This is a genomic window from Klebsiella scottii (assembly GCF_036561945.1).
Taxonomy (GTDB): domain Bacteria; phylum Pseudomonadota; class Gammaproteobacteria; order Enterobacterales; family Enterobacteriaceae; genus Klebsiella; species Klebsiella scottii.
The window spans coordinates 1,504,111-1,519,881 of the sequence record NZ_JARXNI010000020.1 but is presented as its reverse complement, the minus strand read 5'-3'; the positions used below and the strand labels follow the sequence as shown (position 1 = coordinate 1,519,881).

18 protein-coding genes are annotated in these 15,771 nt (G+C 58.9%); 12 read left to right on the top strand and 6 right to left on the bottom strand.

The genetic code is table 11. The annotated features are described in order from the left end of the window. Positions 1-3: 3 nt before the first annotated feature. The gene (locus QFI97_RS14885) at positions 4-291 is read right to left on the bottom strand and encodes a VF530 family protein (RefSeq protein WP_095103584.1); all 288 of its coding nucleotides are present in this window, start codon (positions 289-291) and stop codon (positions 4-6) included. A 289-nt stretch (positions 292-580) separates the two neighbouring features. Between QFI97_RS14885 and QFI97_RS14880 the strand changes: the two genes are divergently transcribed. From QFI97_RS14880 to QFI97_RS14865, 4 genes are read left to right on the top strand one after another with little or no spacing between them, the layout of a single operon-like run. Further along, positions 581-1,609 carry an isopenicillin N synthase family dioxygenase gene (locus QFI97_RS14880; RefSeq protein ID WP_346431464.1) on the top strand — a complete coding sequence of 343 codons (1,029 nt, stop codon included), beginning with the start codon at positions 581-583 and terminating at the stop codon, positions 1,607-1,609. 23 nt (positions 1,610-1,632) lie between these two features. Then, complete coding sequence (locus tag QFI97_RS14875) at positions 1,633-2,439, top strand: MetQ/NlpA family ABC transporter substrate-binding protein (RefSeq protein WP_095103446.1); 807 nt, start codon at positions 1,633-1,635, stop codon at positions 2,437-2,439. Beyond that, positions 2,436-3,227 (top strand): methionine ABC transporter ATP-binding protein, encoded by a 792-nt coding sequence (locus QFI97_RS14870; protein WP_095103444.1) that lies wholly within the window; start codon positions 2,436-2,438, stop codon positions 3,225-3,227. Before QFI97_RS14875 ends, QFI97_RS14870 begins: the two co-directional genes overlap by 4 nt. After that, positions 3,224-3,883, top strand: a complete 660-nt coding sequence (locus tag QFI97_RS14865) for a methionine ABC transporter permease (RefSeq protein WP_166646187.1) — start codon at positions 3,224-3,226, stop codon at positions 3,881-3,883. Before QFI97_RS14870 ends, QFI97_RS14865 begins: the two co-directional genes overlap by 4 nt. A 44-nt stretch (positions 3,884-3,927) precedes the next feature. On the opposite strand, the gene QFI97_RS14860 is transcribed toward QFI97_RS14865, so the two are convergent. Continuing rightward, positions 3,928-4,983, bottom strand: a complete 1,056-nt coding sequence (locus tag QFI97_RS14860; RefSeq protein WP_346431463.1) for an NAD(P)H-dependent flavin oxidoreductase — start codon at positions 4,981-4,983, stop codon at positions 3,928-3,930. Between the two features lie 95 nt (positions 4,984-5,078). On the opposite strand from QFI97_RS14860, the gene QFI97_RS14855 reads away from it, so the two are divergent. Next, entirely contained in the window at positions 5,079-5,921 is an 843-nt protein-coding gene (locus tag QFI97_RS14855; RefSeq protein ID WP_346431462.1) for a LysR family transcriptional regulator, read from the top strand. Here QFI97_RS14855 and QFI97_RS14850 read toward each other — a convergent pair. Both QFI97_RS14850 and QFI97_RS14845 read right to left on the bottom strand, forming a co-directional pair. Further along, complete coding sequence (locus QFI97_RS14850; RefSeq protein WP_346432091.1) at positions 5,918-7,027, bottom strand: YbfB/YjiJ family MFS transporter; 1,110 nt, start codon at positions 7,025-7,027, stop codon at positions 5,918-5,920. The two genes, QFI97_RS14855 and QFI97_RS14850, sit on opposite strands and share 4 nt — an antisense overlap. Before the next feature lie 334 nt (positions 7,028-7,361). Next, positions 7,362-7,799, bottom strand: a complete 438-nt coding sequence (locus QFI97_RS14845; protein ID WP_095103436.1) for a VOC family protein — start codon at positions 7,797-7,799, stop codon at positions 7,362-7,364. A gap of 322 nt (positions 7,800-8,121) precedes the next feature. Between QFI97_RS14845 and QFI97_RS14840 the strand changes: the two genes are divergently transcribed. From QFI97_RS14840 to QFI97_RS14820, 5 genes are all read left to right on the top strand, one after another. Then, positions 8,122-9,312 carry an MFS transporter gene (locus QFI97_RS14840; RefSeq protein ID WP_331834235.1) on the top strand — a complete coding sequence of 397 codons (1,191 nt, stop codon included), beginning with the start codon at positions 8,122-8,124 and terminating at the stop codon, positions 9,310-9,312. A gap of 228 nt (positions 9,313-9,540) precedes the next feature. Continuing rightward, on the top strand, positions 9,541-9,831 hold the full coding sequence (locus QFI97_RS14835; protein ID WP_095103433.1) for a hypothetical protein: 291 nt from the start codon (positions 9,541-9,543) through the stop codon (positions 9,829-9,831). A gap of 141 nt (positions 9,832-9,972) precedes the next feature. Further along, on the top strand, positions 9,973-10,737 hold the full coding sequence (gene tam / locus QFI97_RS14830; protein WP_095103432.1) for a trans-aconitate 2-methyltransferase: 765 nt from the start codon (positions 9,973-9,975) through the stop codon (positions 10,735-10,737). Positions 10,738-10,890: 153 nt separating this feature from the next. Further along, complete coding sequence (locus QFI97_RS14825) at positions 10,891-11,205, top strand: carboxymuconolactone decarboxylase family protein (RefSeq protein WP_095103430.1); 315 nt, start codon at positions 10,891-10,893, stop codon at positions 11,203-11,205. Beyond that, positions 11,196-11,576 carry a tautomerase family protein gene (locus tag QFI97_RS14820; RefSeq protein ID WP_095103429.1) on the top strand — a complete coding sequence of 127 codons (381 nt, stop codon included), beginning with the start codon at positions 11,196-11,198 and terminating at the stop codon, positions 11,574-11,576. Before QFI97_RS14825 ends, QFI97_RS14820 begins: the two co-directional genes overlap by 10 nt. A 216-nt stretch (positions 11,577-11,792) precedes the next feature. Here the strand turns inward: QFI97_RS14820 and QFI97_RS14815 are convergent, their stop codons facing one another. Further along, the gene (locus tag QFI97_RS14815) at positions 11,793-12,233 is read right to left on the bottom strand and encodes a GNAT family N-acetyltransferase (protein WP_346431461.1); all 441 of its coding nucleotides are present in this window, start codon (positions 12,231-12,233) and stop codon (positions 11,793-11,795) included. 246 nt (positions 12,234-12,479) lie between these two features. Here QFI97_RS14815 and QFI97_RS14810 point away from each other — a divergent pair, with 246 nt between their 5' ends. Both QFI97_RS14810 and QFI97_RS14805 read left to right on the top strand, forming a co-directional pair. Beyond that, on the top strand, positions 12,480-13,490 hold the full coding sequence (locus QFI97_RS14810) for a LacI family DNA-binding transcriptional regulator (RefSeq protein ID WP_331834349.1): 1,011 nt from the start codon (positions 12,480-12,482) through the stop codon (positions 13,488-13,490). Positions 13,491-13,594: 104 nt separating this feature from the next. Next, on the top strand, positions 13,595-14,620 hold the full coding sequence (locus QFI97_RS14805; protein WP_346431460.1) for a helix-turn-helix domain-containing protein: 1,026 nt from the start codon (positions 13,595-13,597) through the stop codon (positions 14,618-14,620). Here QFI97_RS14805 and QFI97_RS14800 read toward each other — a convergent pair. Beyond that, on the bottom strand, positions 14,559-15,617 hold the full coding sequence (locus tag QFI97_RS14800; RefSeq protein ID WP_428983837.1) for an alpha/beta hydrolase family protein: 1,059 nt from the start codon (positions 15,615-15,617) through the stop codon (positions 14,559-14,561). The genes QFI97_RS14805 and QFI97_RS14800 overlap by 62 nt on opposite strands. Positions 15,618-15,771: the final 154 nt, after the last annotated feature.

Sequence of the window (15,771 nt, the reverse complement as noted above, 5' to 3'; positions counted from 1 at the left end):
CCGCTAGCGCGGTTCCTTCTTACTTTGCCAGTTTGCCCACGGGCCGTCGGTGGGCATATCCTCCCGTTCATCGGCAATATCTTCCAGGCTATCAATATAGAGTTCTTCCACTTCCTTGCGCGCCCAGGGCGTCCGGCGTAAAAACTTGAGGCTGGATTTGACGCTGGGATCGCTCTTAAAGCAGTTAATATTGATGCGCTTTGCCAGCTCCGCCCAGCCATATTTCGCCACCAGAGCGTTGAGTAACGCCTCAAGAGTTACGCCGTGCAGGGGATCTTTTGAAGGCTGCATAATGTCCTGTCCTGAAATACCTGAGAAATTGCGCACACCATACTGACTCCTTTCGCCCCGCGCAACTCGCGAGGCGGACTTAGCGCGCTATCGCCCTTATCTACTATTCGCAAAAGCACTGAACCCCCGACGGTCATAAATTAGAAAAGAAGGTTATTGGTTGATTATTTTCGCTTAGGGCAAGCTGTGTTTGACCACCTGACTGAGGAAATGATTATGCGCTGTTGTTGTCCCCGAACCCTGAATCTGGATACACGAAAATATATGCACACCGCCTTCGGAGAACACAATGAACGCAACCACGCTGCCGATTCTCGATCTTGCTCGCTACGCGGACCCCGCTGAAAAGTCCGCTTTTCTCGCCGACCTGCGCCACGCCGCGCGCGATATCGGCTTCTTTTATCTGATCAATCATGGAGTGGATGACGAACTGCAGCGCAGCGTGCAGCAGCTCTCCCGCCGCTTCTTCGCGCTGGCCGATGAGCAAAAGCAGCCGGTCGCCATGATCCACTCTCCGCACTTTCGCGGCTATAACCGCGCCGCGTCTGAGCTCACCCGTGGGCAGCCGGACTGGCGCGAACAGTTCGATATTGGCGCCGAGCGCCCCGCTCTGACGCTGAGTGACGATGCGCCGCGCTGGCAGCGCCTGCAGGGGCCTAACCTGTGGCCGGAAGCATTACCTGACCTGAAACCGACGCTGCTGAGCTGGCAAAGCGCGATGACGCAGGTCGGTATTACCGTGCTGCGCGCGTTTGCCGAAGCCTTGAATTTGCCCAATGACGCCTTTGATACCCTGTACGGCCAGCAGCCCAATGAGCATATCAAACTGATCCGCTACCCCGGCCAGCAGGAGACGCAGAGCACCCAGGGCGTTGGCGCCCACAAAGACTCGGGGTTCCTCAGCTTTTTACTCCAGGATGAGCAAAAAGGGCTGCAGGTTGAGGTTTCCCCCGGCCGCTGGATCGATGCGACCCCGCTGGCCGGCAGCTTTGTCGTCAATATCGGCGAACTTCTTGAGCTGGCGACCAATGGCTATCTGCGCGCTACGGTGCATCGCGTCGTGTCGCCGCCGGCGAACCAGCAGCGCCTCTCTATCGCCTTCTTCCTCGGCGCGCAGCTGGACGCCGTGGTTCCGGTCTACACCCTGCCGCCTGAGCTGGCGCAGGAGGCCCTTGGACCGGACAGCGATCCGCAAAACCCGCTCTTGCGCGAGGTGGGCTGGAACTACCTGAAGGGGCGCCTGCGCTCGCATCCGGACGTTGCCGAACGCTACTACCAGGATGTGTTTCGCGAACGCGCCGAACAACTGATCGTTTAAACATAACAATAAAGGAAAACACCATGAAAAATGCCGCTTTTAAACTGGCAGGGGTAGCACTGTCTCTTTCTCTGGCATGGACGTCGGCGCAGGCCGCCGCGCTGCGCGTCGCCGCTGACCCGGTTCCGCATGCGGAGATATTGAATTACATCAAGAAAATCGATCCGAGCCTCGATCTGAAGATCGTGGAGCTGACCAGCGGCGTTAACGCTAACGAGCTGCTGGCTAACGGCGACGTGGATGCCAACTATTTCCAGCACGTTCCCTACCTGAAAGACCAGGAGAAAGCGCTGGGTAAAACCTTTACCGTCGCGGCAACGGTACATATTGAACCGCTGGGTATTTATTCGCGTAAACATAAAGATTTCAAATCCCTGCCGGAGAATGCCACCGTCGCGGTGCCGAACAACACCACCAACCTGAGCCGAGCGCTGTTCCTGCTGCAGAGCCAGGGGCTGATCAAGCTGGCGGCGAAATTTACCGATCCGGCCACCACTCTGGCAACGCCAAAGGATATTGTGGAGAATCCTAAGCATCTCAAAATTCTTGAGATTGAATCACCGCAAATCCCCCGTTCGCTCGACGACGTCGACCTGGCGGTGATTAACGGCAACTATGCGCTGGAAGCGGGGCTGACTCCGGCAAAAGATGCGCTGGGCCTGGAAAGCGCGGAGCATAACCCCTACGCCAATATCCTCGTCACCAACCCCTCTTTGGCTAACGATCCGCGGATCAAGCAGCTGGCGAAGGATCTGACTTCGCCGCAGGTGGCGGAATTTATCCGCAAACAGTATAACGGCTCGGTGATACCGGTCGCGCCGCAGTCATGATTGAGGTGCAGGGGCTGAGTAAAACTTATGCCGGAACGGGCCGACCGGCGCTAAACGATGTCTCGCTGCACGTTCCTAAGGGCGCCGTGTACGGCATCCTCGGGCGCAGCGGCGCGGGCAAAAGTACGCTGATACGCTGTCTGAATCTGCTGGAGCGGCCCACTACGGGCCGCATTATTGTGAACGGGCATGATATTACGCAAATGGACAAACCGTCCCTGCGCGCCTATCGCCTGCGAACCGGCATGATCTTCCAGCATTTTAATCTGCTCCATGCGCGCAGCGTCGCCGACAACATTGCGGTGCCGCTGGAAATCGCCGGCATGGCGAAGGCCGACCGCCGGGCCCGGGTGGAGGAACTGCTCGATTTGGTGGGGCTCAGCGATAAGGCCGAGGCCTTTCCCTCCCAGCTTTCGGGCGGGCAAAAACAGCGCGTAGGGATCGCCCGGGCGCTGGCCGCGAGGCCGGACGTGCTGCTGTGCGATGAAGCAACCAGCGCGCTGGACCCGGAAACCACCGCCTCGGTGCTGGCGCTGCTGGCGGATATCAATCAGCGCCTGCATCTGACCATCGTGCTGATCACCCACGAACTTGAAGTGGTTAAAACCCTGTGCGATCACGCCGCGCTGCTGGAAAAAGGAGAAATTGTTGAAAGCGGTAAAATTGCCGATCTGCTGGTGGCGCCGTGGTCAAAACTGCGTCAGTCGCTGCTGCACGATCCGCAAACGGAGCGTGATTTTCTGGCGCGTCACGGCTTTCACGGGAGGCCTTTATGCGGAGTAGCATGAGCTGGGAAGACCTCTGGCCGCTGCTGGTGGGCGGCACGTTGGATACCCTTTATATGGTCGGGCTGGCGGCATTTTTTACCGTCCTGCTCGGGCTACCGACCGGGATTATCCTGTTTATCTCGCGCAAAAACGGCCTGCTGCCGATGCCAAAACTCAACGCGCTGCTGGGGGCGGCGATCAATTTCGGCCGTTCGCTGCCGTTTATTGTGCTGCTGATTGCGCTGATCCCGTTTACCCGACTGATTATCGGCACCACCCTGGGAAGCACCGCCGCGGTGGTTCCGGTGACTATCGGCGCCTTTCCCTTCTTCGCCCGGCTGACGGAAAACGCGCTGGACGAGGTGGACTACGGGCGGATTGAGGCGATTTTATCGATGGGCGGCAACATCTGGCACGTGATTTTTAAATCCCTGCTGCCGGAAGCGCTACCGACCCTGCTGGCCGGAGTAACGCTGACGATCGTTATGCTGATTGGCTTTTCGTCGATGGCCGGAGTGATTGGCGGCGGCGGACTGGGCGACCTGGCGATCCGCTACGGCTATCAGCGCTTTAATAACGAGGTGATGGTAGGCACGGTATTGATCCTGGTGGCGATGGTCCAGGGCGTACAGATGACCGGAGACCGTCTGGTTCGCCGCCTGGCGCACCGCCGTTAGACTCAGCAAGGGCGATGATCCCCCATCGCCCTTTTTCCCCGCCGCTAGCGGAAGCCGCACTCGTGAATTAAGGTCTGCATCAGCTCCGTCGCCGACAGCTCGCGGATCAGACCAACCCCCTGTCCTGCCCAATGGGCGCCGTAGCCCTCATCGCCCTGGGCCTTAGCCGCGGTCGCCAGTGCTTTACCGACATCATAGGCCAGCGGATAAGCCGGGATCGCCGAGGCGTCAACCTTTTGCGCCAGCGCGCTCCAGGCATTATGCACGCAGCGCGCCGGACGGCCGGAGATGGCCGCGGTCAGCACCGTTTGCTGGTCAGGACTGTTTTTAATCGCCCGCCGATAGCCGCTATCCGCTGCCGATTCCGGGCACAGCAGAAACGCGGTCCCCAGCTGCGCGCCCTCGGCGCCGAGGCTTATGGCGCTGCAAATTCCCGCGCCGTCCATAATGCCGCCGGCGGCAATAATCGGCAGGCCCACCGTCCGCTTCAGCCTCTGGACCAGCGTAAAGGTGCTCAGCTGCTGGTCGTCGCCGCGCGGGTCAAAGATCCCGCGATGGCCGCCCGCTTCGTAGCCCTGAGCTATAACGATATCCACTCCCTGCGCCTCTATCTGCCGGGCCTCCTGAACGCTGGTCGCGCTGGCCATAGTGACAATGCCTCGCTCCTGCAGGCGCAGAATGACGCTGCGTGGCGGAATACCGAAGTGAAAACTGACCACCGGCGGCGCCAGTTCGAGCAGCAGCTCAAGCATCGGCTGGTACCCGAGGAAAGTTTGATAAATCTCCCTCAGCGCCTGCGGCGGCTGGCTTCCCGCCTGGGCAAACGCCGGACGTAGCCGCTCAATCCACTGCGCTTCGACCTGCGGATCTCTGCGTGCCGGAAGGTGGCAAAAAAGGTTAACGTTAAACGGTCGGGCGGTGAGCTGGCGCGTTTTGCCGATCAGCGCCCGCGCCTGAGACACCGAGGAAGCGCCTAATCCCAGCGAACCCAGGCCGCCGGCATTGCTGACCGCCGCCGCCAGTTCAGGCGTGGACACGCCGGCCATCGGGGCCTGTATAATGGGATAGACAATATCAAGCTGCTGCGTCAGGCGGTTCATGATGATTGATCCTGCGTAAATTTGTGATATCCGGTGCTTAACATCTCTTTTTGAGATGTTAAGATCAATATTATTTCCATATTTAGAAGAAAAACATGAACCACAGCACGCTGGAAATCTTTAAAATTGTGGCGCAGGAGCAAAGCGTAACCCGGGCGGCAAAAAGGCTGGGCCGCGCGCAATCGAACATCACCACGCGCATTCAGCAGCTTGAGGAAGAGCTCAGCGTTGAGCTGTTCGTTCGCGGCAATAAAAAGATGGTGCTCTCCGCCGCCGGAGAACGCTTTCTTGACTACACGCTGCGGATCCTGAGCCTGGCCGAAGAGGCGAAACAGGCGCTGCATCCGACGCAGCCCGCCGGAAGCCTGCGGATGGGGGCAATGGAGGCCGCCGCCGCCAGCCGCTTAACCTCGATTCTGCCGCGCTTTCACCAGCAGTGCCCGGCGGTCGCCCTGACCTTACAAACCATGCCTACCCAGCAGCTGGTCGAACGCGTGCTTAGCGCCGCGCTCGACTGCGCACTGGTGAGCCTGCCGCTGAACGCCAGCGGCCAGCCGGAGTGTCCCGAGGCGCTGGAATACCTGCCGATCTTCGCCGAGGAGCTGATGTTGATAAGCCCCGCGGGACGGGAGGAGTTCAGGCTGGCGGCGTTTGCGCAGGGCTGCAGCTATCGCAAGCGGGCGGAATCATTTTTGTCCGCAATGAAAAACGTTGAAATACAGGAGATCGGTTCGTATCACGCGGTCATTGCCTGCATTGCCTCCGGCGGATATGCCGGGATCGTCCCGCAGAGCGTGCTGGCGCTAATGACGTTACCGGAAGGCTGCGATTCGCAGCCGGTCGGCACGGCGATAACCCAGCTTATCTGGCGCCAGGGCTACGTTTCGCCGGCGCTGGATGCCATGCGCCAGCAGCTGCTGCTGGCGGCCGATAGTTAACTCCCCCGCTGTTGCCCGGCGGGTTTGCCGATCGTCACCAGTGCGGCGGCCACAAACAGCGCCACGCCCGCGGCGCCGAGGGCGGCATTAAAAGATCCGCTCAGACCGTACAGAACGCCGGCCGCCAGCGGGCCAATAATCTGGCCGATGCCGTAAGTAGCGGTCATGGCGGCGATCATGTTGAATGTCACCAGATGATTCAGCCGCCGCCCTTCAGGAAGGGCAAGGGTAACGGTGCCCATAAAGGTGAAGCCAACCAGCAGGGCGCTCAGCATGCAAAACGCTAACGAGTGGCTCCAGGCGGGCAGGATCACGCCTGTCGCCTGCACCATCAGGTTGATGGTAAACGCTCGCCGGTAGCCGAGCTTGAGCGCCAGCTTGTGCCAGACAAAACAGGACGGTACCGCCGCCAGGCCAAACAGCGCCCACAGCTGCACCGGGTCGATGCCGGTGAGCGAGCCGGAGAGAAACAGCGGCAAATAGGTGGCGGTGATGATATAGCCGAATCCGGCTAAGCCGTAGATAATCAATAACTTCCATGCATCCCCGCGCTGGCCTTCTGCGCCTTGCGCCTGAGCCGATACCGTCGGCTTATAGGCAATAAGGTAATCAGACGGGCTGAGCAGCAGGCGCAGAACCAGCGCAAATAAGAGCCCGGCGCTGGCGGCGCAGATTAGCCAAATCTGCGGGCTGGTAAACGCGTGGCTTTTGGCGAGCGAAATAAACTCCGCCGACAGAAAAATCCCCATCCCGACCCCTGAATAGAGGATCGGCGCACCGTTATGATGCTTCATGTGCTGTAGCAGCCAAAGCGAGGCGGCGATCAGGGTGACCGCGCTCAGCACGCCGGCAATGCCTCTCAGCGCAATAATCGCCAGCGGCGACCGTAGCCAGGCAATCGCCGCCAGGCAGAGCACGGTTAAGAGTACCGACGCGAGGTTTAACCATTTCGCATCGGCCGGCCTGGCCTTAGCCAGCATCAGCGCCCCCAGCAGGTAGCCCGCGTAGTTCGCCGACGCGGCGAGATTCCCTTCGCGCAGGGTTAAAATGTGCTCATCCAGCATCAGCGGCAGGATCCCGGTGAACGCAAAGCGCCCGTATCCCATCCCGACGATCAGCACCACCGAACCGGCCAGCGCCAGCAGGAAAGCCTTAAGTTCTGGCCTGTATTCAGTCACCTTGCGCACTCCTCTTAGATCATTAATCTCAAATAAAGAATCATTGTTAATTTAAATTCTCAATTTGGTATGGTTATAAATTAACGGGCAGGCAAGCGGCATTGGGCCAGCGCCGGGTATCGTCAGCAGAGAAGACTAGAAGGAAATGCAGGCGGATACTTCGTCGGTTAACGAAATATGTCAGATATTAAGAGGGCCCCGGTGCTGCCGCCAACAAGCGGCGGCAGCCGACGGATGGCAGCAGAGGAGGAACGGACGACATCTACTCACGCAGCCACGGCGTAATGGTCACGCCGGTGAGCAGCCCTTCCGGACTGAGCAGCCGCGTCACCGTCTGCCCCCACGGCTCCACGCGGTTCGCGATAAGCAAGCGATAGCCCTTCGCCAGCAGGCTGTCGCTCGCCGCCTGAATATCACGCACCTCAAACTCGATCCACGCCTGAGGCTGCGGGAGATCCGCCGGCCAGCGGGCAACGCCAAAACATGATTGCGCCGCCTGCTCCAGCGGCCACAGCGCAAAGTGCTTAACTCCGGCCAGCGCATCCTGCTCCGTCAGCAGGTAGTCGGCGTTACCCGCCATCTCTTTCAACGGCAAACCCAGCGCCTCGGCGTAAAAGGACCGGCTACTTTCGGTGCTGCGGGTTATCGGCCCAAACCCGGCGACGAACAGAACCTCAATCCCTGCTAAATCGGCTGTCATACTCCCTCCTGACGTTAATGGTTAATATGCTGCGACGAGATAAATCTTATACCGCGAACAGGCGCTTCTGCACAGGCCATCAGGGATGCGAGCGTCGGCCCGATCGAGACCCGGGGCTAGCGTCAGCAGCCGTGCGGCAAATGAAAAAAGCGGTGACGAATATTGCCTGACTGCGAAAGCGCGGATTCTGAATAAAACTAGCGGCATAGATTTCATCTTACCGGCATAGTAAGTGAAACGTGCGGAAATCACATCCCGCGCTCGTGCTGGCCGCAGGGTCTGCGCTATGCTAACCCCCCTTTTGTTTTAAATACCTGACGTTATGACTCCTTCAGCCACTCAGACTCAGCTAAATCTGCGCATCATTTCGATCGTTGTATTCACCTGCATTTGCTATCTGTCGATCGGCCTGCCGCTGGCGGTTTTACCCGGCTATATTCACTATCAGCTGGGCTATAGCACCTTTGTTGCTGGCGTGGTGATCAGTCTGCAGTACATTGCCACCCTCTTCAGCCGGCCGCACGCGGGGCGCTACGCCGATATCTGGGGGCCGAAAAGAGTCGTCAGCCTCGGTATCGTCTGCTGCCTGCTGAGCGGGGTTTTTACGCTGGCTGCGGTGCTGCTGCAGTCCGTTCCGCTGCTGGCGGTGGCCGCTCTGCTCATTGGCCGAATACTCCTTGGCGTCGGCGAGAGCTTTACCGCCACCGGGGCGACGCTGTGGGGAATTAAAACCGTCGGTGCGATCCATACCTCCCGGGTGATCTCCTGGAACGGCGTGGCGACCTACGTGGCGATGGCGGTCGGTGCCCCGCTGGGAGTTCTGCTCAACGGCTATTTTGGCATTAGCGGTTTTGCCGTCGTAGTGGTGCTGGTGGCCTTTATCGGCCTGCTTTTTGCCCGCACCCGCCAGGACGTCAGCGTCAGCGGCGGCGTTCGCGCCCCCTTCCACGTGGTGGTGCGCAAAATCTGGCCTTACGGTCTGGGGCTGGCGCTGGGGACGGTGGGCTTCGGGGTGATAGCAACCTTCATTACCCTCTATTTTTCCGCCCACGACTGGCAGGGCGCGGCGTTTACGCTGTCGCTGTTCAGCGTCGGTTTCATCTGCATTCGTCTGATACTGGGCAACACCATCACCCGCTACGGCGGCGTTCCGGTATCGCTGGCCTGCTTTGTTATCGAATGCATCGGCCTGCTGATTATCTGGCAGGCCTCTTCTGCGTGGGTTGCCGGCATCGGCGCGTTCCTGACCGGTTCCGGTTTCTCGCTGGTCTTCCCGGCGCTGGGCGTCGAGGCGGTGAAACAGGTCGAGGAGCAAAACCAGGGCACCGCGCTAGGCACCTACTCCGCGTTCCTCGATCTGGCTCTCGGGCTCACCGGCCCCGTTGCCGGCTGGGTTGCCGGGTATTACAGTCTGGGAACTATTTATCTGCTGGCCGCGGCGGTTGTGGTCATGGCGTTTATCTTGATATTACGCGTATATCTGCAACAACGCGCCGGTTTGCGGCGGGCGTAAGGAATTGTGTTCCGCGGGCCGCCCCGCTGAAAAAGGTAAAAAAGTAATCAAGAATTGACTGTTATTCGGCATCCGTGACACCATCCGAACAGCGCCTGGCAACGGGCGTACTGGCGAAACGGGTGATATATCAGAGATCGAATAACAGACGATCCGTGCCCGTTATCATGCCCAATCCGAATCACTGGCCTGGACGGTGAATTCCTGACTCTGGCGGGAAATACATACATGCATCAAAGTTTTAATCAGCGGGTTCATTTCTATTACTGCATATTAGTCGCGCTGAAAATACACGGAAAATCTAAGAAAGCGGGCGGGATCAGAGGAAAAAATAACTTCCTGCTGAAATGGCTGCGTAAAGCGCAGGACAATAATATTTTCCATCCGGATATCACCAGCGAAATTGAGTGGCTGCGGGGGAAAATAATCCAGGCCGGATACGATACCGATCTTGAGCCGATGCTGGATTTTGTCTATGCCACCGCCAAACGCGCGGAGTCGTTAAAGGACGCCGATTAGGCCTGCGGACTGGCGAGAACCCTTCGCTCTATATTGCGTTACGTGACGCCGTCACGTAACTAATAAAATGCGTAAAGTCATTTTACCTGCGGTCAATGCCATCTATGCTGATGAACGAGTTTATCTAACCCGGAGTCACCGATGGCAGACTGGAATCCCTCGCTGTATCTACAGTTCGGCGCCGAGCGTACGCGCCCCGCCGCCGAACTGCTCGCTCGTATCGCCCATCATCCCGTTACGCTCGCCGTTGACCTTGGCTGCGGGCCGGGAAACAGTACCGCGCTGCTGCATCATGCCTGGCCCGCGGCGACGGTTGTCGGAGTGGATAATTCGCCCGCGATGCTGGAAGAGGCGGCCCGGGCGCTGCCCGCATGCCGGTTCGTCGCCGCTGATATCCGGGAATACCGGCCCGAACGTCCGGCGGATGTGATCTACGCAAACGCCTCCCTGCAGTGGCTTACCGAGCACCAGACGCTGTTCCCGCAGCTCGTCGAACGGCTGGCGGATAACGGCATTCTGGCGGTGCAGATGCCGGATAACTGGCAGGAGCCTTCCCATACCCTGATGCGTCAGGTAGCTCAGGAGCTTGGGCATGCGGAAAGCGGACGCCACCCGCTTCCCACCGCCCGGCAGTATTACGATATCCTGACGGCCAGCGGCTGCGAGGTCGACATCTGGCGCACCACCTATTATCATCAGCTCGATTCCCATCAGGCAATTATTGACTGGCTGCAGTCCACGGGATTGCGTCCGTACCTGCAGCGACTCGATGACAGCCAGCGCGACGCGTTTCTCAGCCGTTATCTGACGCTACTGCAGGCGCACTATCCGTTACAGTGTAACGGGAAGGTGCTGCTGCTGTTCCCTCGCCTGTTTATCGTCGCCCGTCGCCAGATCGCAGCCTGATAGCGCTTGCCGGGCACGCAGGACGTCGCCCGGCTTTTATCGCTGACCATCCTGTTTTTCAGGATGGACTATCCAAAATGTTGCGATATTAAGAAGAATTTCCCTGTGCCACTCTCTGTTCATCCTCTCTCATGGCAACCGGAGATATGAACGATGGCATCACCTACCCGCAATAACCTGGCCGGGATCGCGCCAAAACTCGCCCAGCTGACTGAAGACGTGCTTTTCGGCGATATCTGGGCCCGAGGCGAGCTGTCGCCCAGGGAAAGAAGTTTGATAACCCTTGCTGCCCTGACGGCGCTTGGCAGAGAACGACAGCTGCCGTGGCATATTGAGTTTGCGGCTAACAACGGCCTGACCCGCGCCGAAATAACCGAGGTTTTTACCCACCTGGCCTTTTATGCCGGCTGGCCGGCGGCCGTCACCGCGCTCTCCTGCATACCGCCGGAGGGATCAGCATGCCTTTGACCCGGATAACGCTGCGCGCCGGCTATGACGATGAATGGATTGCGCGGCTTTCAGCGCTATTCCATCAAACGCTGGTGGACGAGTTTGCGGTTCCCCCGGCGGATAAATTCCAGTTTATCGACGCTCTGCCCGATGCCCGGCGCATCGTCGATCCGCACTACCTCAGCGGCGGGCGCAGCGGCGACTTTGTGCTGTTTCATATTTTTGCCGGCAAAGCCCGCAGCGCGCAGCAGAAAAAGCGCCTCTACCGGCGACTGTGCGATCGGCTGCAGGCGGAGCTCGGTATTGCCCCCGATGATGTGATGGTGGTCATTCAGTTTAATCATACCGAGGACTGGAGCTTTAGCCGCGGCGAGATGCTGCCGGGATAGTTCAAGGGATAATTAACGGCGCCACAGCAGGCGCCGTACTGCCGGATTTACCAGGGGAGATGGTGCACCAGGGAGAGATCCCAGGCGGTAGCCAGCAGGGAAAGAAAGATGATCAGATTAACGGTTGTCTCGATTCGTTTTTCCATATTTGATTCTCCTGAGTCGTTTTCCGCTATTAGACAGGGAAAATCTTAATAACTTCTTATCTCTGACGGCTTATAGCATCACACGATAGCGGACGTAATCATCCGCAGGGGTGAATTCATCATACAGCCTGCGAGCAGGATTATCAGCGCGCGTATGCCAGTATAAGCGCGACCACCCTTTCGCTTTACCTTCCGAATGCAGGGCCTGCACCAGCGCTCTGGCGACTCCGCGCCCGCGCATTTGCGGGTCGACGAACAGATCTTCCAGATAACAAACGGGCGTTTTCACCCAGGTGCCTTCGTGAAGAACGCCAATCGCAAACCCGACCACCCGGCTATCGACCACCGCAACCCGGCCAATAACGGGAGAGGCGCTGTCCAGCAGGCGCTGCCAGGTGTATTCCGTCACATCGTCAGGCTGCGGGCTGCCGTAGAAACTGGTATAGCCCTCCCACAGCTGCAGCCACTGCGATTTGTCATGCGAATGCAGCTCGCGTATATCGATGACCATCGTGCCCTCCCACCTCATGCGAATAAGCCATTATTTTCCCGGAAGGAAATTACTTCAAGCGCTACGGACGCAATTTGCCATCCCAGGAGGGTTAACGGCTATTGCTTCCCTTACTACGGCCGCTAAAAGCGATGAGGGTCACAAACCTTGCCCGATAACGAGCCGGAAACGCGATCGACAGCGCTTTAGTCTGCCTATGTGCCTGGTCGTTAAGGTATAATGCGGCTTCTCAAGGGGAGAGGGATGATGAAGCGGAAAAACAAAGTAACGATGAACGATATCGCCCGTACGGCGGGCGTCTCACAGGCAACGGTATCGTTGGTCCTTAATCAATCCCGGAATATCAAGCTTAGCGAGGAGACCCGTCAGCGGGTGATCGCCGTTGCGACTGAGCTCGGCTATGACCGCCTTCCGGCGATTCACGCTCCGCGGAATCAGGAAGAAGTGGCGCTGCTGGTCAGCACGCTGCAAAGCTACGACCCCTTTATCGATGCTATCAGCCAGGCGCGAGAAGCGGCCTGGCGCAATGAAGTGCTGCTGACCGTATATGATTACGGCGACGACGTGGAACTGGCGATCAATATTATCCGTCAGCTGGAGCAGCGTAACTGCATCGGAATTATTCTCGCCTCCCCGGTGACCACGCTTGTGGATATGACCGATTTTCAGGACTGCACCCGCCTGCCGCTGGTTTTGCTCAACCAGCGGGACCCGGACTCGCCGCTGCTGCCCTCATTTGTCCCCGACGACTACGCCAACGCGTTTCAGGTGACCCGTCATCTGATTTCCATGGGCGCCAGGCGCATCGCGCACATCACCGGAGAAAGCTGGATGGAGGCAACCCGCCAGCGGCTGGCGGGATATCAGGCGGCGCTGGAGCAGGCCGGACAGGCGTACGATGAGAGCCTGGTGCGCCGGACAAACTGGCAGTTCAGCGAGTCCTTTACGGCCACCTGCTCTCTGCTGGAACAGCAGGATCGCCCGGACGCCATCTTTTGCGCCAGCGACTGGCTGGCGATCGGCTGCTATCAGGCGCTGGCGGTCAACGGCATACGGCTGCCGCAGGATCTTCTGCTGGCGGGATACGACGATCAGAAAATATCGGAACAGCTCACCCCGCCGCTCACCAGCATTCAGCTGCCCTACAGTGAATTAGGGCGGCTGGCGGTGGAGTATCTGTGCAATCAGGAAGATGCGGCGACGCACGTTATGCTGGCCGGCAGGCTAAAGGTCAGATCCTCCAGCAGCCGGAAATAAAGCCCTTCATAAAGGCCAGCGTTACAGAACGTCACGTCAGAGGCGACAGCGCGCCGGGATATGTGTAAATATTCCCGGTAACTTTTCGTTGTGGTACGGCTGACATGCTTTCGGTTCCTTTTCCGCTTATTACCTTATCCGCCCTGCTTTTTCTGCTGGCAATGGCTCTGTTTGCGCACAAGCAGCGCCACGCGGGTACCCTGCGTTTTCTGCTTTCCTGTATCGTCCTTATTGCCGTCAGCACGCTGCGCTGGGAATATGAGTCCAGCATGTTGCGCAATCTCCAGTCCGGGCTGGCCATAATGCTGCCGCCGATCGCCTGGCACTGTTTTATCTCGCTGACTGAAATCAGCCGGCGGCGTCACCTGATGCTGCTGTTCGCCCCCGCCGTTCTCGCCGTCGCTATCAGGATACTCTGGCCGCCAGCGACGGATTCGATCCTCTTTTTCCTTTTTGCCGGCTATGGATACAGCCTGCTGCGGCTCGCCTGGCGCGGTGAGCACCGCTTTACCCTCAGCCGACTCACAGAGTCGCCGCATACGACGAAAATGGCCTTTTTTGCCGGCTGTTTTCTCTGTATATCGGCGCTGACCGATCTCGCGGTGACGTTTGACTTCAGCATAACCGGCGGCAAGCTGACTCCGGCGATCGTGATGGGTTTTCAGGCCGCGCTCCTTCCGCTTATTGGCGCGGCGATCGTCTGCGCGGGGCGGCCGGCTGCGGTTGCGCAGTCTGATAGCCGGGAGGCGCCACCGACGCGGGCCGCGCTTCCTGCGGGAGAGCTGGCGGGAATTTACGCCACCCTTGAGAAGCTGGTTCGGGAAACGGAGATCTATCTCAATCCCGACCTTACGCTCAGCCTGCTTGCCCGAAAAACGGGGATCCCCGCGCGTCAGCTCTCAGGCGCGGTCAACGCTATCAGTCAATGTAATGTCTCGCAGTGGATTAACGGTTTAAGGATTGAACGGGCGCAGGCGCTGCTGCGAAGCACCCCGCTGCCCGTTACCGAAATCATGTTCGAGTCGGGATTTACCACCAGGTCCAATTTTAACCGCGAGTTTCAGCGCATTAGCGGCCTGTCGCCGACCTCGTTCCGTCAGCAGGCGCGTGATAATCCAGCGCCGAATTGAGAAACATGCCGATCTTAGGTATCAGCGCCTGGTGAATAGCGGAGCGGTTTCCTCCGCTTGCGTCCTGGCAAACGATGCCATCACCGGGCGTTTCCTCCTCGATAAGCGCCTCGCCGGCAGGCTTGCATAGCTGCATGAAGCTGAAATGGGTGGCCCCTTCAACGACCTCGTATTGCCTGTTCATGCCGGCCGCAAGGTAGCCGGATTCCTGTTGCGCATCAAGATCCGCCAGCTTGTCCGCCTGGGCCGCAAGAATCAGCGTCGGAACGCTGACCGCGCGAAGGCTCTGCGGGGTAAAGCCGGGGGCGAAGCCGAGATCCAGAGAGACTACCGCCTTGATTCTGGCATCCCGCAGATCCGCAAAGCGCGCATCCTGCGAGCGGGCGCCATCGATGCCGAGCTTTTGCGTTAGCCGGCAGTCGCCCCGCTGCGCATGGTGCCGGCAGTCGCGCAGCATGCGGGCGGAATCGAAGCGCGCTCCCGCCAGAGACATGACCGTCCATCCGCCGAGGGAGTGCCCTAAAGCGGCAATTCGCCCGGCGTCCGCTTCCCCGAGCAGAGCGGAGGAGCGCAGAGTGAAATCAATCACCTGGGTAAGATCCTGCGGGCGTCGCCACAGGCGCTTAGCGTCGAGCGGATTCTGATTAAAAGTGGTGGTGCCGGGATGATCCGGGGCGGCGACAATATATCCCTGCGTGGCCAGGGCCGCCGCAATCCATGACAAATTGCGCCAGTTGCCGTTATAGCCGTGGGAGATAACCAGCAGAGGGTGCGATCCGGGCCGCGGAGGCGCATTGCGAATAACGGTGACCCCTTCGAAAGCGGGATTCGCGCCGACATTTTCCGTTTTTCCTTCTGCAGACGTTGGATACCATACGGCGACATCCAGCTTTTCCCCCTGCGGGTCGCTTAACGCCAGCTGACGAAAACCCGGATATGCGTGGACCTGTATACAGACCAGTAAAGCCGATAATAAAACAAACCCTCTTCTGAACATCATGATCGCTCCTGCGGTGCTGAATTGAGGCTCATTTATAGATGAGCCGCGGCGTCAGGGCGTCCCAAAACACGATCGAGGTCGTAAATTCGCACATTTTCAGTGTTTTTCGTCATCCGCAGGATGCCGCGCGACCTCGGCAGAAAGCGCCTCC